This is a genomic window from Rhodanobacteraceae bacterium (genome assembly GCA_016713135.1).
Lineage (GTDB): Bacteria > Pseudomonadota > Gammaproteobacteria > Xanthomonadales > SZUA-5 > JADKFD01.
In genome coordinates this window covers 455651-479692 of sequence record JADJPR010000001.1, presented here as the reverse complement: position 1 = coordinate 479692, position 24042 = coordinate 455651, and the positions used below count along the sequence as shown (strand labels likewise).

Genomic DNA, 24042 nt, shown 5'->3' with positions numbered 1-24042 from the left:
GGCACGTCAAAGCCGGGCTGGAACCGACAGGCCTCGCGCCCTCGTGCCATTCCCCTGCCCTTGAGCCCTGCCCGTCGCGCTCGCACCGCTACAAGGACTGCCGCAGGATTCAGCGCCTCAAGCCACCCGCAGCCGCGACTTCTCGGCCAGCTCGGCGACAAAGCCGTCGATCTGGTCGATCACGCGTTCCATCACTGCCGCCTCGGGGAGCAGGGTGATGCGGAAGTGGTCGTGATAGGAAACATTGAAGGATGACCCGGGGACGATCAGCACCTGGCGCTGGTCGAGCAAATCGTAGGCGAACTGCTGGTCGTCGAAGCCCGGCAGCTCGCGCGTATCGACACCGACGAAGCCGTACATCGCGCCCATCGGGGCAACCACCTTGAGGTAGCGGCTGCGCGCCACCGCGCGCAGCAGCGCGGCGCGGGTCTCGTACAGGCGCCCGCCCGGCTGGCACAGCGCGGTGTGGGTGTCCGGGCCGCGCAGCGCCGCGGGAATGGCCCATTGGCCCTGCACATTGCTGCACAGGCGCAGCGCGGCCAGCAGGTCCAGGCTCTTGAGGTAGTCGCGCGCGGCCTGCACCTTGCCGCTGGTGACCATCCAGCCGACGCGATAACCGCAGGCGCGGTGCATCTTGGACAGCCCGCTCATGGTCACGCACAGGGTCTCGCGCACCAGCGGTGCCATCGCGTGGAACTGCGCGCCATCGTACAGCAGGCCTTCGTAGATTTCGTCGCTGAACACCACCAGGCGGTGCTTCTCGGCCAGCGCCGCGATGCGCTGCAGCAGCGCCTGCGGATACACGGCCCCGTTCGGGTTGTTCGGGTTGATGATCACGATGGCGCGCGTGCGCGGCGAGATCATGCGCTCGATCTCGACCGGGTCCGGCAATCCCTGGCGCTCCGGCGGGCACGGGTAGTGCACCGGCTGACCGTCGTTCAGGATCACCGCGGCGGTCCACAGCGGGTAGTCGGGCGCCGGCACCAGCACTTCGTCGCCCGGATTCAACAGCCCGCGCAGCGCCATGTCGATCAGCTCGCTGACGCCGTTGCCGACGAACACATGGGTCTGGTCGACCTCGCGCACGCCGCGCGCGTGCATCACCTCGACGATCGCCTCGCGCGCCTCGGTCAATCCGCCCTGGTGGCAGTAGGCCTCACTGTCCTTCAGGTGGGTGGCGATCGCCTCGCGCACATGCGCCGGGGCCTCGAAGCCGAAGCGCCCCGGGTTGCCGATGTTCAGGCGGATGATCGATTTCCCCTGCTGCTCCAGATCGAGCGCGCGGGCGTGCAGCGGGCCGCGGATGTCATAGCGGACATCGGCGAGACGCTCGTTGTGCGGAATCGGACGGAGCACGGCGGTTAGATTTTCGTGAAGATGAGTATCAGCGTACTCCGGCGGCGCTGGAATGCTCAAGGCAAAAACCGGGCGTTCGCGAGCAATTCCGCGGCATGCGAGCATCCGCGGATGTTCGAGATCATCCTTTTCCAGCCAGAAATCCCGCCGAATACCGGCAACGTCATCCGCCTGGCCGCCAATACCGGGGCCCGGCTGCACCTGATCGAGCCGCTTGGATTCGCGCTGGACGACAAGCGATTGCGCCGCGCGGGCCTGGACTACCACGAGTACGCCAGCCTCAAGACCTGGCCGGACCTCTACCAGTGCCTGGCCGCGCTGGGGCAGCCTCGCTGCTTCGCGCTGACCACGCGCGGCACACGCAGCCCCTACCAGGTGGCGTTCGCGCCGGGCGATGCGCTGCTGTTCGGCTGCGAAACCCGCGGCCTGCCGGATTCGATCCGTGCCGATTTCCCTCCCGAGCGCCTGCTGCGCCTGCCGATGGTGCCGCACTCGCGCAGCCTGAACCTGTCGAATGCGGTCGCGGTGGTGGTGTTCGAAGCCTGGCGCCAACTCGGCTTTCCAGGCACCGCCGAATGAAGGACCCCGCGCGCTTGCCCCGTTGCAGCGCGCGGGGCCTTCCCCCACAGCTAGACCCCCAGGCCCGGACTGCGAGGTGCAGCATCGCAAGGTGCGTGCCAGCAGGACGCCGGGCGACGTGCAGTGACTAATTCATTGAAATGACATGGTTTTCAAACAAGGGCGCAGGCAACATGGGCATGTTGCGCTGCACAATCCGCGTGCATCGGGGCCGGGCGTGCGCCATCCGGGCGCACGCGATGCCCGGGAGCGGGTCCACCCGGCCGCCGAAGCGAAAGGAGCCCCGCCTGCAGGTGAGTGCACGCCAGATCGGCCCGCGCGTCAGCTCAGGCGACCCTTGCGCGGGCTCAGCTCTGGCGCTTCATCGACTGGAAGAACTCGTCGTTGGACTTGGTGTTCTTCATCTTGTCGAGCATGAATTCGATCGCCGCGATCTCGTCCATCGAGTGCAGCAGCTTGCGCAGGATCCAGATCTTCTGCAGCGCCTCGGGCGGCAGCAGCAGTTCCTCGCGGCGGGTTCCGGAGCGGTTGATGTTGATCGCCGGGTAGACGCGCTTCTCGGCGATGCGGCGTTCCAGGTGCACTTCCATGTTGCCGGTGCCCTTGAACTCCTCGTAGATCACCTCGTCCATCTTCGAGCCGGTCTCGATCAGCGCAGTCGCCAGGATGGTCAGCGAGCCGCCCTCCTCGACCTTGCGCGCGGCGCCGAAGAAGCGCTTCGGGCGCTGCAGCGCGTTGGCGTCGACACCGCCGGTGAGCACCTTGCCGGAGGCCGGGACCACGGTGTTGTAGGCACGCGCGAGGCGGGTGATCGAATCCAGCAGGATGATCACGTCGCGCTTGTGCTCGACCAGGCGCTTGGCGCGCTCGATCACCATCTCGGCCACCTGCACATGGCGCGCGGCGGGCTCGTCGAAGGTGGAACTGATCACCTCGCCGGTGCGCACCATGCGCTGCATCTCGGTGACTTCTTCCGGGCGCTCGTCGATCAGCAGCACGATCAGGTGGCTTTCCGGGTGATTCGCCATCAGCGCCTGGGCGACGTTCTGCAGCATCATCGTCTTGCCGGCCTTCGGCGGCGAAACGATCAGCCCGCGCTGGCCCTTGCCGACCGGGCTCATCAGGTCCATCACGCGCCCGGTGATGTCCTCGGCCGAACCATTGCCACGCTCGAGCACGAACTTCTGGGTCGGGTAGTAGGGCGTCAGGTTCTCGAACAGGACCTGGTTCTTCTTCGACTCCGGCGGCTCGTCGTTGATGTCGTCGACTTTGAGCAGCGCGAAGTAGCGCTCGCCTTCCTTCGGCGGGCGCACCTTGCCGCGGATGTAGTCGCCGGTGCGCAGGTTGAAGCGGCGGATCTGGCTGGGGCTGATGTAGACGTCGTCCGGGCCGGCCAGGAAGGAGCAGTCCGGTGCGCGCAGAAAGCCGAATCCATCCTGCAGGATTTCCAGCACGCCCTCGCCGCCGATCGATTCACCGGTTTTCGCATGGGCTTTCAGGATCGCGAAGATCACTTCCTGCTTGCGTGCCCGGGCGACGCCCTCGAGCTGCATGGCATCGGCGATTTCCAGGAGTTCTTCGACAGTCTTGCGCTTCAGTTCGGTCAGATGCATAGGAGTTGTAGCGATGCGCCTTGAGGCTGGGCGTGGAGGAGGGAGTTGCGCATTGCACGGAACGCGCGATCGGGCAATCGCCAGCGACGCGGGCGCGTCGATCGGAATGCACGGGATTACGGAGCAGGCGGCGCTCAAACCATGCCGGCGAGCGCGATGACCTTCAAGCTAGCACGATGTTTGCGGCGAGGTCTAGCTTGGGGAGGCGGGAGATTGGCGTAGGCCGGTGTATCGCGCAGCGATTCACCGGCGGGGCAGCGCCGGGGAACGCTGCGCGTACCCCGGCCTACCGCTTCGCCGCTCAGATCGCCTTGGCGACAAACTGCGCCAGCTGGCTCTTGCTGATCGCGCCGATCTGGGTGGAATGCACCTGGCCGTTCTTGAACAGCATGAAGGTGGGCAGCCCGCGGACGCGGAACTGATTGGCGATGGCCGGGTGCGCCTCGACGTTGACCTTGGCCACCTTCAGCTTGCCGGAGAGTTCGCCGGCGAGTTCCTTGAGCAGCGGTTCCATGCGTTTGCAGGGCTCGCACCATTCGGCCCAGAAATCGACCAGCACGGGCGTCTCGGACTTCAGGACCGAGGCTTCGAAATCGCTGCTGCCGAGTTGGGAAATCGCGTCGCTCACTTGCGGTGCTCCAGCTATACAGAGTGTTATTGAGATAAACTCGCGCCCGCCAGCGAGCGTCGAATGCGGCCTCACCGTCGCATGCGGCAATCCGCCGGCAGCGTCGGGACCACCCAAGTGTGGTGACTCCGGCGCCGCTTTTCAACCCGTTGTGTACCGCCCCGGCGCCGCCCTGCGGCCAGGAGGACAGGCTCAAAGTGTTGATCGAAAAGGATTTCCCGGTGCTCTGCGCAGCTACTGACAGACTCCGGACATTGCCGCGCCGCAAGGTGCCCACGGGCGCCGGGTGCCGGCGTCACGACATGGATCGTATGGATAGATGACCGAGCGCACACTCACAGATCTCGATTTCGACAGTTTCGGGCTGCACCCGAGCCTGTCCCAGGGCCTGCACCAGGCAGGTTTCACCCGACTCACCCCGATCCAGGCGCTGACCCTGCCTGAGACCCTGCAGCATCACGATGTCGCCGGCCAGGCGCAGACCGGCACCGGCAAGACCGCTGCCTTCCTGGTCACCCTGATGCAGCGGCTGCTGACCACCGAGGCCAAGCCCGACCGCCGGATCCAGGATCCGCGCTCGGTGATCCTCGCCCCCACCCGTGAACTGGCGATCCAGATCCACAAGGACGCGATGCAGCTGGGTGGCCTGACCGGCTTGCGCATCGGCCTGGTCTATGGCGGCGTCGACTACGAGAAGCAGCGCGCCCAGTTCGCCGAAGGCTGCGATGTGCTGATCGGCACGCCGGGCCGGCTGATGGACTACCTCAAGCAGCACGTGTTCAGCCTGCGCTCGGTGGAGGTGGTGGTGCTGGACGAGGCCGATCGCATGTTCGACCTCGGCTTCATCAAGGACATCCGCTACCTGCTGCGCAAGATGCCGCCGCCGGGCGAGCGCCAGGGCCTGCTGTTCTCGGCGACGCTGTCGCACCGCGTGCTGGAACTCGCCTACGAGCACATGAACGAACCGAAGACGCTCAAGGTGGAGACCGACTCGGTCACCACCGCGCGCGTCTCGCAGCGGGTCTATTTCCCCGCCAGCGACGAGAAACTGCCACTGCTGATCGGCCTGCTGTCGCGGATGGACGCGCCGCGCACGATCATCTTCGTCAACACCAAGGCGGCCGCCGAGCAGGTGCACCTGCGCCTGGAGAAGCACGGCTGGCCGAGCGCGATCCTCTCCGGCGACGTGCCGCAGCAGAAGCGCCAGTCGCTGCTCGGGCGCTTCCAGCGCAGCGAGGTGGCGATCCTGGTCGCCACCGATGTCGCCGCGCGCGGGCTGCACATCCCCGACGTCAGCCACGTGTTCAACTACGATCTGCCGCAGGATTGCGAGGACTACGTGCATCGCATCGGCCGTACTGCGCGCTTCGGCGCCAGCGGCGATGCGATCAGCTTCGCCTGCGAGCGCTACGCGATCAGCCTGCCGGATATCGAGACCTACATCGGCCAGCGCATCCCGGTGGAACCGATCACCAACGATTTGCTCGCCGATGTCGCCCCGCTGCGCATCAGTCGCTCGCGCGACGGTGGCGGCAAGGGCCGTGGCGGCCCCGGTCGCGGCGGTCCGGGCGGCGGTCGCCGTGATGGCGGGCGCAGCGGCGGTGGCAGCAGCGGTAGCGGTGGACGTCGCGGTGGTGGCGGCGGTGGCCGCGGCCCGCGCCCGCCGCGCAGCGAAGGCAGCGCCGACGCAGCCGCCACGCCAGCGGCCGCGCCGCCGCCGGCCGCATCCGGCGAAGGCTGACTCCGATGAGCGCCGCCGCCAGCCTGCCACGCCTGACCCAGAGCCGGTGGTTGCCGGCACTGGCGATCGCGTTGTCGCTGCTGTGGATGGCGCAGAGCCTGACCCGGCTGCTGTGGCAATGGCTGGCGCCGGCGGAGGACATCGAGGTGGTCGATGCGCCGGTGGCGGCCCAGGCGCCGCTGCTGCAGAGCCTGCCACTCGGCCAGTTCCATCTGTTCGGCACCTCGGTGGATCCGGCCAGCGGCGCCTACGCCGATGCGCCGGACACGGCGCTGAACCTGACGCTCAAGGGCACCAATTCGAACCACGAGCAGCGCCTGGCGCGCGCGGTGATCGCCGACGAGCAGCAGGCGGAGAAGGTCTACAAGGTGGGCGACACCTTCCCCAACGGCGTGCGCGTCGAGGCGATCTACCCGGACCGCGTGGTGCTGAATGCCGCCGGGCGCATCGAGGTGCTGCGCCTGCGTCAGCTGCAGGGCGGCGGCGTGCGCGGCGGCAATGGCGCAGCGCCCGCACCATCGGTCGCCACGCCCGGCGCCTCCGGGCTGGTCGGCCTGAACGAGATGGCGCCCTCGGCCCCGGGCAGCGTCAACCCGATGGTCGCAGCTGCGCCGATCGACTGGGAAGCGGTGCGCCAGCAGGCGATCGCCGATCCCGGCAGCATCGCCAAGGCCTTCAGCGTGCTGCCGGTGATGGTCGACGGCAAGCTCGCCGGCGTGCGCGTCAGCTCCAACACCTACGGCGAGCAGCTCGCCCAGGCGGGCCTCAAGCCCGAAGACGTCGTCACCGCGGTCAACGGCCGCAAGCTCGACAGCATCGAGTCCGGCTACGCCGCACTCGAATCCCTCAAGACCGCCGGCTCGGTGACCCTCACGGTCAGCCGCGACGGTGCCGAAAAGACGCTTCCTGCGATACGGATGCCGCAATGACAAGCCGTGAAAAGTCAAACGTCAAACGTCAACTGGACGTCGCCATGCCGCAGCCCATCGCCCGCCCGTTGACCTTTCGCGTTTCACGTTTCACTGAAGCGGGTCAAACGTCAAACGTCAAACGTCAATTGGACTCCCCCCCCCGCCGCCGCCCCCCCCCCGCCCTTTGACGTTTCACCTTTCACGTTTGACCCAGGCGTTGATGCTATCGCTGGCCCTTGCCGCAACGCCCGCACTTGCCCAGTCACCGGCCTACGATGCCGGCGAGCCGGCGCCTGCGCTGCCCGGCCAGCAGGTGCTGAACCTCAAGGACGCGGACATCAACAGCTTCATCGGGCTGGTGTCGGAAGCCACCGGCAAGAACTTCGTGGTCGACCCGCGGGTCACCGGCAAGGTCACGGTGATCTCGCAGTCGCCGCTCGGCGAGGACGAGTTGTACGAGGTGTTCCTGTCGGTGCTGCGGGTCAATGGCTTTGCCGCGGTGCCGGCGGGCAAGATCGTCAAGATCGTGCCGGAGCAGGCGGCCGGGCAGGATGGCGGGATCGACTCGGGCAACAGCGACGCGCTGGTCACCCGCATCATCACGCTCAAGCACGTGACCCCGGCGGACATGTCGCAGGCGCTGCGCCCGCTGCTGCCGCAGGGCGCCAACCTGATCCCGCATCCCTCCTCCTCCAGCCTGATCATCACCGACCGCGCCGGCAACGTGGCGCGCATCGAATCGATCATCCAGCGCCTGGACAAGGCCAGCGAGAGCGAGATCGACGTGGTGCCGCTGACCCATGCGAACGCGTCCGAGGTGGTGCGCACGCTGGTCGCGCTGCAGCCGGCCAACGACGCCGCCGGCAACAAGATCGCCGCCGACGAGCGCACCAACTCGGTGCTGATCGCGGGCGACAAGGGCCGCCGGCTGCGCCTGCGCGCGCTGGTGACCAACCTCGATACGCCGCTCGGCGAGGGCGACTCCACCCAGGTGGTCTACATCCGCTATGCCGATGCCGAGCAACTGGTGCCGATCCTCGAAGCCTCGCTGCAGAGCCTGCTCGGGCAGGACGCGGCGACCGCCGGCAAGGAAGGCCAGACCACCAGCTTCATCCGCGCGCACAAGGACACCAATGCGCTGGTGATCACCGCGCCGCCGGCGGTCACGCGCGAGTTGCGCAACGTGATCCGCCAGCTCGACATCCGCCGCGCCCAGGTGCTGATCGAGGTGATCGTCGCCGAGGTCAACGACCAGACCGCGCGCGAGCTCGGCATCCAGTGGCAGGCCACCGACGACGATTTCACCGACCGCGGCTTCATCGGCGGCACCAATTTCCCGGGGTCCAGCGGTAATGGCGGCATTTTCGGCGTAGCCCAGAACCCCGGGCTGCTGGCCGGCGCCAGCGGCCTCAACATCGGCTACATCCTCGGCACGGCGCAATTGCCGGGCAGCGACACCGAATTCATCCGCATCGGCGCGCTGGCCAAGGCGCTGACTGGCGACTCCAGCACCAACGTGCTGTCGACCCCGTCGACGATCACCCTGGATCACCAGGAAGCGATCCTCAGCGTCGGCCAGGAAGTGCCATTCCTGACCGGCCAGTACGCGTCTACCGGCACCACCACCTCGGGGCGGCGGCGGCTCGCGGGCAACCAGGCCGGCGTGGTCAACCCGTTCCAGACCATCGACCGCAAGGAAGTGGGCCTGAAGCTGCGCGTCACCCCGCACATCAACGAGGGCGACGCGGTGATCATGGACATCGACCTGGAAGCCTCCAGCCTGGCGCCGAACACCGCCGGCGCAGTGGACCTGATCACCAACACGCGCAAGCTGACCACCCGCGCGCTGGTGCCCGACGGCGGCCTGCTGGTGCTCGGCGGCCTGACCAGCGAGGAGTTGCGCGAATCGGTGCAGAAGGTACCGGGTCTGGGTTCGATCCCGGTGCTCGGGAATCTGTTCAAGAACCGCAGCACCACCAAGGAGCGCCGCAACCTGCTGGTCTTCCTCAAGCCCACCATCGCGCGCGACGGCATCACCGAGGCGGCGATCAGCAGCGAGAAGTACAACTACATCCGCAGCGAACAGCTCCGCGCGCGCGAGCAGAGCGACGGCCTGCTCGGCGAGGAACACATGCCGGTGCTGCCGGAGTACGAGGACTTCCTCAAGCAGGGGGTGCCGGCGGAGCCGCCGAAGCACTAGTGGGGTGGCGAGCTGCGCGGCACCATCCGGGCGACGGAATCGGGTCGGAGATTTCTGACACGGATCCACGCAAGACGCTGACTGCGGCCGGTGCCGGCCTTGGCCAATGCTGCGGCATCCGGTCGACGCAGTCTCTCAACCCGCGCGGTCCCCGGCGCCGCTCATTCGCTCCAGCCTCCGCTCCAGATGCGCGAACCTCTCCAGCATGTGGGTGTAGATCTGGTCGGTCTTTTCGTGCAGGTGCGCCACTTCGAGCTCGGCCTTGACGTTGACCTCGTACTCGATGTCGGAGCGCACACGGTCCTTCGCGCTCTGGCGGGTCTGGCTGATCAGCACGAAGCAAGACAGGAAAATGGCCTCCAGCGAAACGATCATCGTCAGCAGGCCGAAGGGATAAGGATCGAAGGCCGGGATGCCGAGCGGCAGGGTATTGATGCCGATCCACACGGCGAACCATGTCGCGTTGAGCAGCAGGAAGGCGAAGCTGCCGCTGAAGGCGCTGATCGCATCGGAGGCCCGCTGGAACAGCGTCAGGTTCTCCTCGGCCTCCACGTTGGCATTGCGCGAGACGCGCGAGCGCAGCAACTCGTCGGCCTTGCGCGTCATGTGGCTCATCGCCGCGAGCAGGCTGAGCGCGGCCTTGGGCGTGGTCTGGAACAAGCGGAGCAGGCTTTCGCGGTTCAGCGCCAGGAGTTGGCAGTCGGTCAGCGCGCAGGCGGTGGCGGTGCGCGGACCGTGGTCCAGCAGAGCCATCTCGCCAAACACCTGGCCCGGGCCAGCGGTTGCCAGCGCGATCTTCTGTCCGGCGCGGTCCTTGATGTAGAGCTCGATCTCGCCGCGCTTGATCACGTACATCGCCTCGCCCGGCTGGCCAGCGCGGAACAACTCGGTGCCGGCAGCAAGTTCGCGCCCGTCGATGAACTGCGCCAGGCGCGTCCGCTCCTCGTCGTCGAGGTGCTCGAACAGTTCCACATCCGCCAGCAGTTCCGGGGTGCAGGCCATGGCTGTCTCCGCGCGTGTCCCCGCAGTCTATGCCGAGCACGCGGCGGATCGCGAGCGCCGTCCGCCCGCGCAACACGCTGTGCGCATCCGGACAATGGCGCGCGACTGCGACAGCGGAATCCGCGTCAGCGCGGGCCTGCAACCGCTGGCACGTCGCGTGCATCCATCGCCACGACAATCGCCGACGGCAACCCGCCATGCACCTGCTGAACCTGCTGCTCCATGCCCTGCGCCAATGGACCCGCCGCCCCTGGCTCGGCACGCTGGCGGTGCTGCCGCTGGCACTGGCGATCGCCGCGCTGACTGCGCTGTTCACCGTGGTCAATGTGAGCCTGCTGCGTCCGCTGCCCGGAATCGCCGCGCCTGACGGGCTGGTCGAGATCGGGCGGCCAGGGGGCGGTTTCGGCTCCCTCTCCTATCCGGATTTCCGCGACATTGCGGCGCAGTCGCAGTCGCTGACCCAGGTCTATGCGTGGAGCATGGCGCCGCTCTCGGTGCGCCCGGATGGCGCGGCGAATGCGGGCAACAGTTTCGCCTTCCTCGTCAGCGACAGTTACTTCAGCGCGCTGGGTGTGCGCGCCGAGGCCGGCCGGTTGCTGCAGCCGGGCGACATGACCCAGTCCGGCGACACCCCGGCGGCAGTGATCTCGCACGCCGCCTGGCAGCGGCTGTACGGCGGCGACCGCGAGATCGTCGGGCGCACGCTCACGATCAACGGCAGCGCCTTCGCCATCGTCGGCATCGCCGCTCCCGGTTTCCGCGGCCATATCGCCGGCATCGCGCCGGAATTCTTCCTGCCGCTGACCCGGCGCAGCCTGATCCGTCCGAGCGGCGAGAACCTGGTCGACAGCCGTCTGGCGCAGTGGCTGATGACCGGTGGCCGACTGGCCGAGGGACGCACCCTGGGCGAGGCGCAGGCGGAGCTCGCCACCATCGGCGAACGCCTGACCAAGGTGCGCCTGGAACTGGGTGAGGACGAGCGCTTCCCGCTGCGCCTGACCGCTACGCCGCTGCGTCCGCTGCCGGCCGCGGCGATGCGCGGCGTGCTGATCTTTGCGGGTGTGCTCGGCGTGCTGGTCACCACCCTGCTGCTGGTGGCCTGCATCAATGTCGCCGGGCTGAGCCTGGCGCGCGCCGAGGAACGTCGTGCCGAGCTGGCGGTGCGCCTCTCGCTCGGCGCCTCGCGCTGGCAGCTCTCGGCGATGATGCTGGCGGAATCCCTGCTGCTGGCGCTGGCGGCCAGCGGGCTGGGCGTGGCGCTCGCCTGGGCCGGCCTCAGGCTGCTGCTTGCGGTGCCGCTGCCCATCCCGTTGCCGCTGCATTTCGACCTCACCCCGGACGCGCGCGTGCTCGGCTTCGCCGCGCTGCTGACGCTCGTCACCGCCGGTGCCTGCGGCCTGCTGCCGGCCTGGCGCGCGGCCAGCAGTCGCCTCGCCGGTGAGATGAAGCGCTTCCGCGGCCAGCGCGCGCAGCAGATCCTGTCGGTGCTGCAGGTCACCGCTACGCTGGTATTGCTGGTCGGCGGCGGCGCGATCCTGCGCGCCACCCAGCAAAGCGAGGTGACCGATCCCGGCATTCGGGTGAGCGGCGTGCTGACGCTCGAATTCGACCTCGCCACCAGCGGCTATGCCAGCGAGCGCGCGGTGCCGACCGCCGAGCGCCTGCTCGAAGCGGCGCGCGGCCTGCCCGGCGTCAGCGATGGCACGCTGGCGGCGGTGGTGCCGCTGACCCTGTCGAGCATGTCGCTCGGCAACATCCAGGGCGAGGGCTTGCCGCCGGACGGGCTGTGGCCGGATACCAACGTGGTCTCGCCGGGCTTCACCCGCGTGCTCGACATCCCGCTGCGCGGTCGCGACTTCGACAGCGGCGATGTCGCCGGGCGTCCGGCGGTGGCGATCATCAACCGCTACCTCGCCGGACAGATCTTCGGCGAGGCCGATCCGGTCGGCCGCCGCTTCTCTTACGGCGAGGACGACGATCGCCGCGAGCTGACCGTGGTCGGCGTGATCGAAGACAGCCAGTACGCCTCGATCGGCGAGGCGCAGCGCGGCTACCTGCTGCTGCCGCTGGCGCAGCAGCCGATGAACGGACTGAACCTGCTGCTGCGCAGCGACCTGGCGCCAGCGCAGGCCGCCGCCGCGCTGGCCACGGCGATCCGCCGCATCGATCCAAATCTGCCGCCGCCGCAGGTCTTCCGGCTGGCCGACCAGGCCGCCATCGCGTTGCTGCCGCAGCGCATCGCGAGTCTGGTGATCGGCAGCCTGAGTGCAATCGGTCTGCTGCTGGTGTCGCTCGGCCTGTATGGGCTGCTGAGCCAGTTCGTGCATGCCCGGCTGCGCGAGTTTGGAGTGCGCCAGGCCTTGGGCGCGGCGCCGGCGCAGATCGCGCGCGAGGTCCGCAGCCGTGGCTTGCGCCTCGTCGGCGTCGGCGTCCTGCTGGCGCTGCCCCTGTCACTGCTGGTGCTGCAACTGGTCGCCGGGCTGTTCGTGGGCGTGAACGCGCTCGATGTGCCGCTGCTGCTCGCCGCCGGTGCACTGCTGCTCGGCATTGCCAGCGTCGCCTGCCTGCTCCCGGCCCGCCGCGCCGCGCGCATCGCGCCGTCCGCGGCGCTCAGGTACGAGTAGACGCCCCCACGCCAGGAAAGGAGCGTGGAACGCAAAGGACGCAAAGGGAAAAGAAAGGACGCAAAGAAGAGCCAGCGATTACCTGACTGGATCTGGGGCGTGATTCGGGCTGCCGCAATCCTTGAGCTTTCCTTTGCGTCCTTTGCGTCTTTTGCGTTCCACGCTCTTCTGGGTCTCTGACGCGTCGGCGTCGGCCGGGTCCCGGCGTCACCCGGCCAGCGGGTTCTTCCAGCGCAGCCCCGGCATGCGCGCGAAGTCGGTGTCCGCGCTGTGCAGCGTGGCGCGGTATTCCAGCGCCAGCGCAGCGATTTGCAGGTCGGTGGTCAGCCGCCCGGCAACACCGAGCGCGGCGGCCAGGCCGAGCGCGTGGCGCACACTGCCCGGCGTGCCGTAGAGCACGCGCACACGCGGCCAGTCCAGCCAGCCACGGACGATGGCCAGCGCGTCTGCGGTAGCCAGCGGCGCCGACAGGATCCCGCGCTGGGTGGTCACCCGCAGGAAGCCGAACAGCACCGGCTCGGGCAAACCAATCTCGACCGGCCCGTTCATCAGCCCTTCCCACCATGCGCGCGCGGCCGCGTGCTGCGGCACCGCCGCGTTGTAGGCGTACAGCAGCAGGTTGAGGTCGACCGCGATCATCCGATATCGCCGGTGGCCGGCAGCGGCAGTTCCTCGTCCAGCAGCTGGTTGACCTTGGTCAGGTCCACACCTGGCGCAACCGGCGCGTGGAAGGTCTTCACCACGTACGGTACCGGCGCCTCGCGCACGCAGGATTCGAACCCGCGCCGCAACGTCTCGTTGAGGACCTGCTTGAACCCCTTGCCTTCGGCCGACATCCGCAGCTCCAGCAGGCGCGCGAGGTCCGGGTCGATGGTGACGGTGGTTCGCATCGTGATGTCGTCGCCAGTACTACTTGTGATGACTTGATGCTAGGTGTCGAGGATCATGAGTGCAAGTGGACGCGGGAGAGGGAGTGGGGAACGGGGAATCGGGAATGTCGAAGGTGGCTGCCGGCCGGGCTGGATGCCTTCACGGAAAGGCGCGCGGAGCGTCAGGTCGCCCGTTCCCTGCAAGTCGTCTCTTGTTCACCATTCCGGGTTCCCCGCCCTCCCATCGCCGCCGGAAATCCACGACAATGCGGCGGATGGACGAGACCGAACAGCCGACCGAAGAAATCACCCTGCTGCTGGGCGATGCGCGCAAGGGCAGCGCGCTGGCGCAGGAACGGCTGTACGCGCATGTCTACCGCGAGTTGCACCGCCTGGCGGAGCGCCAGTTGCGTGGCGACCGTGAACATGGCGGCGCCACCTCGCTGGTGCACGAGGCCTTCTTCAAGCTCTCGCGCGCGGCGACCGAGTTCAACGACCGCCAGCATTTCTTCGCCACCGCGGCGCGCGCGATGCGCCAGATCCTGATCGACCGCGCGCGCGAGCGCCAGGCCGAGCGGCGCGGCGGCGGGGTGCGCGCGCAGACCCTCGAAGGCATTGCGCTGGAAGTCTCCGCCGGCGGCCACGACGAAGAGCTGCTGGCGCTGAACCAGGCGCTGGACCAGTTGGCGGAACTCGACCAGCGCCTCGCGCAGGTGGTCGAGATGCGCTTCTTCGGCGGCCTGGAGCTGAGCGAGATCGCGCCTTTGCTGGATGTTTCCGAGCGCACCCTCAAGCGCGACTGGCGCCGCGCTCGCGCCTTCCTCTACCAGGTCCTGAACCAGGGCAGCGAGTTGCCGCCCGAGCCATGAGCGAGGATCCGCGCGCACAGCGCTGGGCCGAGGTTTCGCGCCACTTCGATCAACTGATCGATCTGTCCGCGGCGGCCCAGGAGCTGGCGCTGCACGAACTCGCCGAGCGCGATGCCGAGTTGGCCGCGGAAGTGCGCGCGATGCTCATCGCGGACGCGCGCACCCAGGGCCTGCTGGAACAGCGCGAGGATGTGCTGGCGCCGATTGCCGCCGATGCGCAGCCGGATTTCGGCACCAGCTGGCGGGTACAGAAGCTGCTCGGCCGCGGCGGCATGGGCGAGGTCTGGCTGGCCGAACGGCGCCACGGCGATGCGGTGCAGACCGCGGCGCTCAAGCTGCTCAAGCGCGGCATGGATTCCGAGGCCCTGCTGCAGCGCTTCCTGCAGGAGCGGCGGATCCTCGCCAAGCTCAACCATCCGGCCATCGCGAGCCTGCTGGACGCGGGCGTTACCGCGGACGGACGGCCCTTCCTGGCGATGGACTACATCGCCGGCATTCCGCTGACCCTGCATGTGCGCCAACAGGCGCTCGGCCTGGAGGCGCGCCTCAAGCTGCTGGCCGAGGTCGCGCGGGTGGTCGATTACGCGCACCGCCAGCTGGTGGTGCACCGCGACCTCAAGCCGAGCAATGTGCTGGTCGACAGCGAGGGCCGTCCGCACCTGCTGGACTTCGGAATCGCCAAGGTGCTTGGCGACGACACCGATGTGCTGGTGCAGACCGCCACCGGCGTGCGCGTGCTGTCGCCCGCCTACGCCGCGCCCGAGCAGGTGCGCGGCGAGGAGGTCGGGGTCGCCGCGGATGTCTACGGTCTCGGCGTGCTGTTGTACGAGCTGGCCGTGGGCCGGCTGCCGCATCGGCGCAGCGGGCGCATGGAGATGCTCGCGCAGGAGGTCACCGGCGAGCGCGCAACCCGCCCGAGCATCGCCGCGGCGGAGCTGGAAGCGAGCGTCGAACTGCCGCCGCTGTGCGAGCGCGTGGGCTGGAGCCGGCGATTGCGCGGCGATCTCGACACCCTGATCCTCAAGGCGATCCACCCGGAGGCCGAGCGCCGCTATGCCTCCGCTGCGGGACTTGCCGACGACATCGACCGCTTCCTCACCGGGCGCCCGATCCGCGCGCTGCCGGACAGCCGCGGCTACCGCTTGCGCAAGTTCGTCGCGCGCCACCGGGTCGGCGTGGTCGCCTCCGCGCTCGGGCTCGCCGGCCTGCTGCTCGGCTTCGCGGTGGCGGTCTGGCACGCCAACCGCGCGCAGCAGATCGCCAGCGCGGCGCAGGCGGCGCAGGCACAGCTGGCCGGGCAACTGGCGCATTCGGAGCGCATGCGCGGCTTCCTGCTGCGCCACCTTATCCGCGCGGGCGAAACCTCAGCGCCACAGGCGCGCATCGGCGCGCTGAACGCGCTCGCCGCGCGGCTGGACGCGGAGCTGGCCGACGACGCAGCGGCCCAGGGCGAGTTGCGCGTGGCGATCGGCGAGGCGCTGGCGGCGCTTGGCGAACGCGAAGCGGGCGAGGCGATGATCGCCCGCGGTCGCGGTCAGCTGCGCACCGAACCGCGCTGAGCCGAGCGATGCAGCGTAGCCCGGTGTGTGCGCGGAGCGCATTCACCGGGTGCTTGCCGCAAGTACCCGGAGAACGCGCCATGCGCGTACTCCGGGCTACGCACGCGCTCAACCCACCGGCTGGCAGGCTGTGCGCCCGAGGATCGACGCGGTGGCGATCAGTTCCTCCAGCAGCGCCATCGACACCCGCCCGGACACCGCGTAGGGATCCAGCACGGCGCGCTCGGAGTACTTCAGCAGCAGCGACGGGTTGACCTTCGCCAGGTTGACCTGGCCCATGGTCCAGCCGGCAAAGCGGCGCTCCGTGACTTCCTCGTAGTGCAGGATCACCACATCCCGGTGCCGCGGATCGCGCGCGATCTGGTTGTACAGCGCGTTCACCGCCTCGCGGCCGCCTTCCAGCACCTGCAGGAAGACCTCGCCGCCGTGGCACAGGATGCCGGTGATGCCGCTTTCCGGATTGTGCCGGCGCGAGGATTCGAGGATCGCCTCGATCGCCTTCGGCGTCGGCGTGCCCTGGGTGCGCGATGCGTAGAGAAGTCGGACGAGCATGGGGTGGGGCCTTGGAGGGGTCGTCGGGGCGTCAGTTGCAGCTAAAAGGCGGGGCAAGGGGCAAGGGGCAGGGGAAATAGACCGGCGCACGCTCGCGGCAGAATCGCAACGACAGGCGACCGAGCGCGAGGAAGCCTGCCCATGCGACGGTCTCCACCCCCTGCCCCCTGACCCCTGCCCCGCTTCATCACGCCCCCCGCTGCCGGTTCAGCAAGCTCAGGAATTCGCGCCGCAGCGCGGCGTCCTTGAGGAAGGAGCCGCGCATGACGCTGTTGATCATCTTCGAATCGGTGTCCTTGACGCCGCGCCAGTGCATGCAGAAGTGGTCGGCTTCCATCACCAGCGCCAGGCCGTCGGGCTGCATCATGTCGTACAGCAGGCTGGAGAGCTGGGTCACCGCCTCTTCCTGGATCTGCGGGCGGCTCATCACCCACTCGGTCAGGCGCGCGTACTTGCTGAGGCCGATCAGGTTGGAGTGTTCGTTCGGCATCACACCGATCCAGACCTTGCCCATGATCGGGCACAGGTGATGCGAGCAGGCGCTGCGCACCGTCACCGGACCCACGATCATCAGCTCGTTGAGCTGCTCGACATTCGGGAACTCGGTGACCGGCGGCGCCGGCACATAGCGGCCGCGGAAGATCTCGTTCAGGTACATCTTGGCGACGCGGCGCGCGGTGTCCTGGGTGTTGTGATCGCTCTCGGTGTCGATCACCAACGCGCGCAGCACGCCTGACAGGTGGGCCTGGACCTCGTCCTGCAGTTCGTCAAGTTCGCCGGGCTGGATGTAGGCGGCGATATTGTCGTTGGCGTGGAAACGCTGGCCGGCCGCCTTGATCCGTGCGCGGATGCGCTCGGACGCCGGTACGCCGACGTCGGCCGGCGAATCGCTGAGCTGGTTCTTCTTGGCCATGCCGGAATCCGCATTGGGCTGGACGGGAATGCTGGCAGATTGCGCGATCGGGTGCGAACGGCCGGTGAGGGAAGCCCTATGCTCGGCGGTTGTCGCCGAGCCGCACGCACGCCCCTCCGATGCCCGCATTCGAATACCAGGCCCTGGACGCCGCCGGACGCACCCACAAGGGCGTGTTGCAGGGCGATACGCCCAAGGCCGTGCGCCAGTCGCTGCGCGACCAGGGGCTGATGCCGCTGGAGGTGGCGGAAGTCCGCGAGCAGGCGCCGCGGCGCGAGTTCAAGGATTTGTTCGGGCGCGGCGTGTCGGCAGCCGACCTGTCGATCCTGACGCGCCAGTGGGCCACCCTGGTGCGCGCCGGGCTGCCGCTGGACGAGGCGCTGTCCGCGCTGGCCGAGCAGAGTGGCGACGTGCGCGCGCGGCGCATGCTGGTGGCGGTGCGCAGCAAGCTGATGGAGGGTCGCACCCTGGCTGACAGCCTGGGCGAGTTCCCGGAAAGTTTCCCCGAGCTGTACCGTTCCGCGGTGGCGGCGGGCGAGCAGTCGGGCAAGCTCGACCGGGTGCTCGAACGCCTGGCGGGCTTCCTCGAAGAACGCCGCGAACTCGGCCAGCGGGTGGTGGCGGCGCTGATCTACCCGGCGCTGCTGTCGCTGGTGGCGTTCGCGATCATCGCCGGCCTGCTCGGCTACGTGGTGCCGCAGGTGGTTGGGGTGTTCGAGCAACTGCAGCAGACCCTGCCTTGGCCCACGCGCATGCTGCTGGCGCTGAGCGCCTTCGTGCGCGTCGCCGGACCCTGGCTGCTGCTGGCGCTGGTCGCCGGTGCAATCGCCTTCCGCGCGGCGCTTGCCCGGCCGGCCTTCCGCAGCCGCTGGCACGCGTTGCTGATGCGCCTGCCGCTGGTCGGCGCGCTGCTGAAGGCGCAGGACACCGCGCGTTTCGCGCGCACGCTGTCGATCGCCACCGCGGCCTCGGTGCCGCTGCTGGAAGCATTGCGCCTGGGCGGTTCCACCCTGACCCTGCTACCACTGCGCGAGTCGATCGCAGCCGCAGCGGCGCGAGTGCGCGAGGGCGGCAGCTTGAGCCGCGCGCTGGCCGAGAGCGGCCGCTTCCCGCCGTTGTTGACGCGCCTGGTCGGCAGTGGCGAGAAGAGTGGCGAACTGGAGCCGATGCTGGACCACGCCGCGGACCTGCAGGAGAAGCAGGTGCAGGGCGCGCTCGGCGCCTTCGTCGCCATCCTCGAACCACTTCTGATCGTCGCCATGGGCGGCATCGTGCTGTTCATGGTGCTGGCGATCCTGCTGCCGATCTTCGAAATGAACCAGATCATTCGCTGAGCCCGGACGAGGCGCGGCAGCGCGCGCTATCCTCGGACCGTCTTTGTTTTCCGGATGCGCCCGATGGCGGCTCCCAAGCGACCCATCCGCCCCGCGCCGGCAGAGCGCAAGAGCGGGCCTCCGATCTGGGTCAAGATCCTTGGCGGCAGCCTGCTGCTCCTGGTGGGTGCGCATTTCTATCTGCTGTACCAGATCAATCAATTCGCCGACGGCATCGTGAACACGGCCAACATGTTCGCCAATGCCAGCCACCAGGGCGGCTACTACACCTGGGACGGCAACCTCGGCATCAAGCGGCTGCGGATCGAGTCCAGCACCGGCGAACGAGCAGCGCTGACGATGCAGGCACTCGAGCTGGAAACCCCCGGCTGGTGGTGGATCCTGCAACTGGCCAATCCGCTGGAAGGACGCGCTGGTCGCCTTTCGCGGGCGACCAGCCTGCTCGGAGACCGCAGCGGCTCGCTGCTCCCCGCGACCGATCACCTGCACCTGCACCTGCGCGGCTTCGAGCTGGACATCAACGATTTCCTGCCGCCTGGATTACCGGATGTCGGATTCTCCACGGGTGCCTTGTTCGAAACCGAGGGCTGCACCAACCTGCGCTATTTCGTGCCACTGCAGCTGACAAGCGACCTGCGCCTGCCCTACGCCGGCGCCAATCTCAGCTTGGGCTACCATGCCGCCGGGCCGGAACAGGTGGTGATCGAGTTCGTCCACGACGTGCCCGGTGTCTCGCAGCTGCGCGTCGAAATGGACTGGAAGACCGGCGATCCACGGCATTTCCTCGAAACCGACGGGGAAAACGAGAGCCCCACGGCATTGCGCCTCAGTGTCAGCGACAACGGCTTCGTCGCCGCACGCAACCGCTGGTGCGCCGAACAGGCACAGGTGGATCCCGAGGAATTCCAGCGCCGCCACATCACCACCGTGCGCCGCATCCTCGAGGTCTACGGCCTGCGCCTGAGTCCGGAGGCCGAGACAATCTACTCCTCCTACGCGAGAGAGGGCGGCTCGTTGGGACTGCAGGCCACTTGGCCGAACTCGGTTTCAGCGGCCACTCTTGCCGCGTATTCGCCGCAGCAACAATGGGAAATGATGCAGCCGAAAATCTGGCGGAATGGAGGCGTACGCAAACCCCTCGTACTGGAATTCGTGCCATCGCGCCCGTTGCCCGCTGCCTACAGCGGCAGCGTTTACGATCTGCTCGCTCGCAATGCGGACATCGCCGACGCAGCGTCGGCGACGTCGCTGGCGGACTTGGGCGCGCGGATCAGTGCGCTGGCTCCCGCGACCACCGAAGCTCCCACCGAGGCTGCGTCGGAACCGGCCGCCACGGAAGCGGCACCGCGGCCACGACCGCGGTCGCAGGAACCCCAGCCCACGCCCATCGGGCTGGCGACCGAAAACCTGATCGCTGCGATCGGCGAACGGGTGGCAATCGAAACCGACGACGGCCGTTCGCGCATCGGCACCTTGGTGGCGGTGGAGCCGAAAACCCTGACGATCCGCATGAGCGTCAGCGGTGGCAAGGCGGATCTCTCCTTCAGTCGCGAGCGAATCCGCGCGGTGATCGCGAATCCGTCAGCACGTCGCTGAGGATTTGTGAAACCCGGCATAACGCGAAATCGCGACGCTTGACGCGGACACACCGGCGGGAGTAACAAGGAGGCGCTTCACGATCACCACGTCGAGGAGTCCGCCATGAAATGTCGCACAGTCATCATCATCGCAGGCGTCGCGATGGCGCTTGCCCGGTGTGCCAGCACCAGCAGCCAATACGCGCAGCAATCGCGCCACGCCCCCACCAGCGTCGATAGCGACATGCAGTACATCGCCGACGTCGAAGCCGAAGCAAGCCGGCGCGGCGTCGATGTCTACTGGGTGCACCCACCGAAGAGACGAGCGCCGATCGACCAGTAAGCGCTCCGCGCCAGCAGGTCAAACGCAAGGACGCAGAGAGCGCGGAACACCACGCTAGGGCCGGTGCTCGCGCTGGAGATATTCCTGGCTCTGCATCTCGATCAGCCGGGAAGCGGTGCGCTCGAACTCGTGGCGCAGGCGCTCGCCACGGTACAGCTCGGTGGGCAGCGCGGCAGCGCTCAGGATCAGCTTCACGCCGCGGTCGTAGAGTTCGTCGACCAGGTGCACGAAGCGCCGGGCTTCGTTCTCGTCGTTGCTGCCGAACTGCGGCACATCGCCGACGATTACCGTCGGGAAGCTCTGCGCGATCTCGATGTAGTCGGCGGCTGCGCGCGCGCCGCGGCAGATCGCGTCGAAATCGAACCAGATCAGATCGCCGGCGCGCCGGCGCACCGGGATCTCGCGGTCGTTGACGAGTACGCTGCCGCGCTTGTCGCAGGCGGCAGTCGCCAGTCGCGCGTAGGCACTTTCGAGCTGTCGCGCGGCCGCTTCGCCGAGCGGCTGGTGGTACACCGGTGCCTGGTTCAGCGCGCGCAGTCGGTAGTCCTGCGGGCTGGTCAGTTCCATCACCTTGCAGTGCTGCTCGATGGCGGCGATTGCCGGCAGGAAACGAGCGCGCTGCAGACCCTCGCGGTAGAGGTTCTTGGGCGCGGTGTTGCTGGTCGCGACCAGGGTCAGGCCGCGCGCGAACAGGTGCTCCAGCAGGCGCCCGAGGAGCATCGCGTCACCGATGTCGCTGACGAAAAACTCGTCGAAGCAGAGCACCCGCGCGCGCTCGGCGAAGTGCTCGGCGACGATCGCCAGTGGGTCCTCCTGGTCCTTCAGCTGCGCCAGTTCCGCGTGCACCCGGCCCATGAAGCGATGGAAGTGCAAGCGCTGCTTGCGCGGCGTGGCGAGGCCATCGAAGAACAGGTCCATGATGAAGGTCTTGCCGCGGCCCACCCCGCCGTGCAGGTACAGCCCGCGCACCGGCGGGGGCTTGCGGAAGCGGTCCACCAGGCGCTGCCAGCCGCTGCGCGCGCCGTCTTCGCGCAGTTCCTCGTGGATGCGGTTGAGTTCCGCCAGCGCCTTGCGTTGGTGTGCATCGTCCTGCCAGTGGCCGTCGGCCACGCCGGCCTGGTAACGCGCCAGCGGGGAATCGGCGGCCACGCGCATGGCCTCAGGCCCGCGCCAGTTCAGCGCCGAGGCGTTCGCGCATCTCGACCAGCCTGGTGTGGAAGAAGTGACCAGTGGCCGGGAAGCGCAGCATCCGCACCGGCGGCTGCACCTGCTCGAAATGCTCGAACACCAGCGCCGGATCGACGATCTCGTCGGCCTCGCCCTGGAGCACGATCCACGCGCACGGCGGACGCGGCAACGCGCGGAAGGCGAAACGCCCAACCGGCGGCGCCACGCTGATCAGCAGTTCCGCACCGAGTGCTCCGGCCATGCGTGTCGAGACATAGCTGCCGAAGGAGAAGCCTGCCAGCCACAGCGGCGCGCGCGGCGCCCAGCGGCGCGCCAGCGCCACCACCGCCGCCAAATCATCGCCCTCGCCATGGCCGTCGTCGAACTGTCCGATGGAGGCACCGACCCCGCGGAAGTTGAAGCGCAGCGTCGCCGCGCCCGCATCCTTCAGCGTGCGCTCGAGCATCGTCACCACCTTGTTGTCCATGGTGCCGCCGTGCAGCGGATGCGGATGGCAAATCACCGCGATCCGCGCGGGGTCGGCGCTGCCATGGCTCGCCACCACCTCCAGAGTGCCGGCGGGACCGTCGATGTGCAGCTTTTGCGGGGTTTCGGGCCAGTGGGTGGGCGTCATGGATTGCAGGTGTCTACGTAAAATCAGCGCCCGCCATGGCTCGGCGCTGTCCGAGGAATCGATCAATGTGTCCGCAAAGGACGCGAAGGACGCAAAGGAGAGCGAACCCGGTCAATCGCGGCATTTGCTCTCTTTGCGTTTTTTGCGTCCTTTGCGGACAAAAGACAGTTCGTCCGAAGTGCGGATGGGCAATCCGGTGTCAGGTCCCCTCCACCACCACCTCCACGCGCCGGTTGCGCGCGCGGCCTTCGGTGGTGGCGTTGTCGGCGATCGGCCTGGCCTCGCCCTGGCCGACGGCCTTGAGCCGGGCCGGGTCGGCGCCGAGGGCGACCAGCGCATCGCGCACGGAAGCCGCGCGGCGTTCGGACAGGGCCAGATTGGTGGCGTCGGCGCCGCGGTCGTCGGTATGCCCTTCGATCTGCACCGGCTTGCCCGGATAACGATTGATGAAGTCGAGCACCGGCTTCAAGTTGCCGCGCGCCTCGGCCTTGAGGTCGGCCTGCCCGGAGGAGAAGAACACGTCGCCCAAGGTCAGCACCTGGCCGCGCTCGGTGGCGACCGGGCGCAGCAGCGCGAGTTGCTGCTGCAGGCTCTGCGCCTGCGCGGAAGCCAGCTCGGCCTCCTGGCGCGCGAGATTCGCCTCGCGTGCGCGCGCCTCGGCCAGACGCCGGGCCGCTTCGGCTTCCTGGCGCGCCAATTCGGCGTCGGCGCTGACCTCCAGGCTGCGTTCGCGTTCGGCCTCGGCTTCCTCACGCAGGCGGTCCGCCTCCTCGGCACGCGCCAGCGACTGCAGGCGCAGCTTCTCGGCCTCCAGGCGCGCCAGTTCGGCATCGCGGCGGCTGGCTTCGAGCATGATCGACTTGTGCTCGTCGTCGAGCGCGGCGAGGCGCTCGCGATCGCGCGCGGCGGCCACCGCGGCGGTGTAGATCGCAATGCGCAACTCGGCCATGTCGGCCAGGTGCTTGCGCATCTCGCGATCGCTCTTCGGCAGTGCCTGGATCGCCGCGATGGCGTCATCGACGCGCGCCGATTCCAGGGGCGCACGGGCGCGATCGTCGGCCGAATCGAGGGCCCGCCAGTCGGCCTGCAGGCGTTCGAAATCGAGGTCCCGCTTGGGCTGCGCGGCGCAACCGGCCAGGGCAATGGCGACCGCCAGGGGCAGAAGTGCGCGCATCACGGCACCTGCCCTTCGCCGAGCAGCTCGCGGCGCAAGTTGGCGTTGTCGGTTTCCTTCTGCTGCACCTCGGTGCGCAGACGCGCCGCGGTACTCTTCACTGTCGCCAGCTCGGCGCGCACCTCGGCTTTCTGCAGCGTGAGGCGCGCGATGCTGTGGTCGCGCGTCTCGATCAACGCTCGCCCGCCGTCCACGCCCTCGCGCGCCATCTTGTAATCCACTGGCGCATAGTCGGCGGCACCCGCCTTCTCGGCTCGCGCCAGCGCATCGCGTGCGCGGTCCAGCTCCAGGGTGGGTACCGGCGCGCTGGCGCATGCACCCAGCAGCGCGGCCAGCAGGAGGAGCGCGAGGCGGCGCATGGCCGTCACGTAAACAGGCGTAGCATCTGGCATTGCAT

Annotated in this window: 22 protein-coding genes; 10 read left to right on the top strand and 12 right to left on the bottom strand. The window is 68.4% G+C overall.

All coding sequences use genetic code 11. The features are described from left to right. Positions 1-117: 117 nt before the first annotated feature. Complete coding sequence (locus tag IPK27_01780) at positions 118-1461, bottom strand: aminotransferase class I/II-fold pyridoxal phosphate-dependent enzyme (protein ID MBK8066385.1); 1344 nt, start codon at positions 1459-1461, stop codon at positions 118-120. 6 nt (positions 1462-1467) lie between these two features. Between IPK27_01780 and IPK27_01775 the strand changes: the two genes are divergently transcribed. Further along, a complete protein-coding gene (locus IPK27_01775) occupies positions 1468-1935 on the top strand; it encodes a tRNA (cytidine(34)-2'-O)-methyltransferase (GenBank protein MBK8066384.1) in 468 nt (155 codons plus the stop codon). A 347-nt stretch (positions 1936-2282) separates the two neighbouring features. On the opposite strand, the gene rho is transcribed toward IPK27_01775, so the two are convergent. Further along, a complete protein-coding gene (gene rho / locus IPK27_01770) occupies positions 2283-3548 on the bottom strand; it encodes a transcription termination factor Rho (GenBank protein MBK8066383.1) in 1266 nt (421 codons plus the stop codon). 301 nt (positions 3549-3849) lie between these two features. After that, positions 3850-4176, bottom strand: a complete 327-nt coding sequence (trxA, locus tag IPK27_01765; GenBank protein MBK8066382.1) for a thioredoxin — start codon at positions 4174-4176, stop codon at positions 3850-3852. Positions 4177-4495: 319 nt separating this feature from the next. On the opposite strand from trxA, the gene IPK27_01760 reads away from it, so the two are divergent. The 3 genes from IPK27_01760 (at position 4496) to gspD (ending at position 9028) form a co-directional block, all read left to right on the top strand. Then, on the top strand, positions 4496-5917 hold the full coding sequence (locus IPK27_01760) for a DEAD/DEAH box helicase (protein MBK8066381.1): 1422 nt from the start codon (positions 4496-4498) through the stop codon (positions 5915-5917). Positions 5918-5922: 5 nt separating this feature from the next. Further along, a complete protein-coding gene (locus IPK27_01755; GenBank protein ID MBK8066380.1) occupies positions 5923-6846 on the top strand; it encodes a PDZ domain-containing protein in 924 nt (307 codons plus the stop codon). A gap of 202 nt (positions 6847-7048) precedes the next feature. Further along, complete coding sequence (gspD, locus tag IPK27_01750; protein MBK8066379.1) at positions 7049-9028, top strand: type II secretion system secretin GspD; 1980 nt, start codon at positions 7049-7051, stop codon at positions 9026-9028. A gap of 135 nt (positions 9029-9163) precedes the next feature. Here the strand turns inward: gspD and IPK27_01745 are convergent, their stop codons facing one another. After that, the gene (locus tag IPK27_01745; GenBank protein ID MBK8066378.1) at positions 9164-10030 is read right to left on the bottom strand and encodes a DUF1003 domain-containing protein; all 867 of its coding nucleotides are present in this window, start codon (positions 10028-10030) and stop codon (positions 9164-9166) included. Positions 10031-10227: 197 nt separating this feature from the next. On the opposite strand from IPK27_01745, the gene IPK27_01740 reads away from it, so the two are divergent. Continuing rightward, complete coding sequence (locus IPK27_01740) at positions 10228-12654, top strand: ABC transporter permease (GenBank protein MBK8066377.1); 2427 nt, start codon at positions 10228-10230, stop codon at positions 12652-12654. Positions 12655-12861: 207 nt separating this feature from the next. On the opposite strand, the gene IPK27_01735 is transcribed toward IPK27_01740, so the two are convergent. Continuing rightward, complete coding sequence (locus IPK27_01735; GenBank protein ID MBK8066376.1) at positions 12862-13293, bottom strand: PIN domain-containing protein; 432 nt, start codon at positions 13291-13293, stop codon at positions 12862-12864. Continuing rightward, positions 13290-13544: an antitoxin gene (locus IPK27_01730; GenBank protein ID MBK8066375.1), complete on the bottom strand. Its 255-nt coding sequence runs from the start codon at positions 13542-13544 to the stop codon at positions 13290-13292. The genes IPK27_01735 and IPK27_01730 overlap by 4 nt, the downstream gene beginning before the upstream one ends. Positions 13545-13798: 254 nt before the next feature. On the opposite strand from IPK27_01730, the gene IPK27_01725 reads away from it, so the two are divergent. Together IPK27_01725 and IPK27_01720 are read left to right on the top strand one after the other, a co-directional pair. Next, positions 13799-14392, top strand: coding sequence for a sigma-70 family RNA polymerase sigma factor (locus tag IPK27_01725; protein ID MBK8066374.1), 594 nt, complete (start codon positions 13799-13801; stop codon positions 14390-14392). Further along, positions 14389-15951: a serine/threonine protein kinase gene (locus tag IPK27_01720; GenBank protein ID MBK8066373.1), complete on the top strand. Its 1563-nt coding sequence runs from the start codon at positions 14389-14391 to the stop codon at positions 15949-15951. Before IPK27_01725 ends, IPK27_01720 begins: the two co-directional genes overlap by 4 nt. A 108-nt stretch (positions 15952-16059) precedes the next feature. Here IPK27_01720 and IPK27_01715 read toward each other — a convergent pair whose 3' ends face one another. Together IPK27_01715 and IPK27_01710 are read right to left on the bottom strand one after the other, a co-directional pair. Further along, positions 16060-16503: a BLUF domain-containing protein gene (locus IPK27_01715; GenBank protein ID MBK8066372.1), complete on the bottom strand. Its 444-nt coding sequence runs from the start codon at positions 16501-16503 to the stop codon at positions 16060-16062. A gap of 187 nt (positions 16504-16690) precedes the next feature. Beyond that, positions 16691-17416: a GTP cyclohydrolase I gene (locus IPK27_01710; GenBank protein ID MBK8066371.1), complete on the bottom strand. Its 726-nt coding sequence runs from the start codon at positions 17414-17416 to the stop codon at positions 16691-16693. A 119-nt stretch (positions 17417-17535) separates the two neighbouring features. Between IPK27_01710 and gspF the strand changes: the two genes are divergently transcribed. From gspF to IPK27_01695, 3 genes are all read left to right on the top strand, one after another. Further along, positions 17536-18750 (top strand): type II secretion system inner membrane protein GspF, encoded by a 1215-nt coding sequence (gene gspF, locus IPK27_01705; protein ID MBK8066370.1) that lies wholly within the window; start codon positions 17536-17538, stop codon positions 18748-18750. A 63-nt stretch (positions 18751-18813) separates the two neighbouring features. After that, on the top strand, positions 18814-20346 hold the full coding sequence (locus IPK27_01700; protein ID MBK8066369.1) for a hypothetical protein: 1533 nt from the start codon (positions 18814-18816) through the stop codon (positions 20344-20346). Between the two features lie 105 nt (positions 20347-20451). Continuing rightward, the gene (locus IPK27_01695) at positions 20452-20670 is read left to right on the top strand and encodes a hypothetical protein (GenBank protein ID MBK8066368.1); all 219 of its coding nucleotides are present in this window, start codon (positions 20452-20454) and stop codon (positions 20668-20670) included. A 54-nt stretch (positions 20671-20724) separates the two neighbouring features. On the opposite strand, the gene IPK27_01690 is transcribed toward IPK27_01695, so the two are convergent. The 4 genes from IPK27_01690 to IPK27_01675 form a co-directional block, all read right to left on the bottom strand. Continuing rightward, positions 20725-21819 (bottom strand): AFG1 family ATPase, encoded by a 1095-nt coding sequence (locus tag IPK27_01690; protein MBK8066367.1) that lies wholly within the window; start codon positions 21817-21819, stop codon positions 20725-20727. A 10-nt stretch (positions 21820-21829) separates the two neighbouring features. After that, on the bottom strand, positions 21830-22471 hold the full coding sequence (locus IPK27_01685) for an alpha/beta hydrolase (GenBank protein ID MBK8066366.1): 642 nt from the start codon (positions 22469-22471) through the stop codon (positions 21830-21832). 199 nt (positions 22472-22670) lie between these two features. Beyond that, positions 22671-23645: an OmpA family protein gene (locus IPK27_01680; protein MBK8066365.1), complete on the bottom strand. Its 975-nt coding sequence runs from the start codon at positions 23643-23645 to the stop codon at positions 22671-22673. Beyond that, positions 23645-24004, bottom strand: coding sequence for a DUF4398 domain-containing protein (locus IPK27_01675; protein MBK8066364.1), 360 nt, complete (start codon positions 24002-24004; stop codon positions 23645-23647). Before IPK27_01675 ends, IPK27_01680 begins: the two co-directional genes overlap by 1 nt. Between the last annotated feature and the right edge of the window lie 38 nt (positions 24005-24042).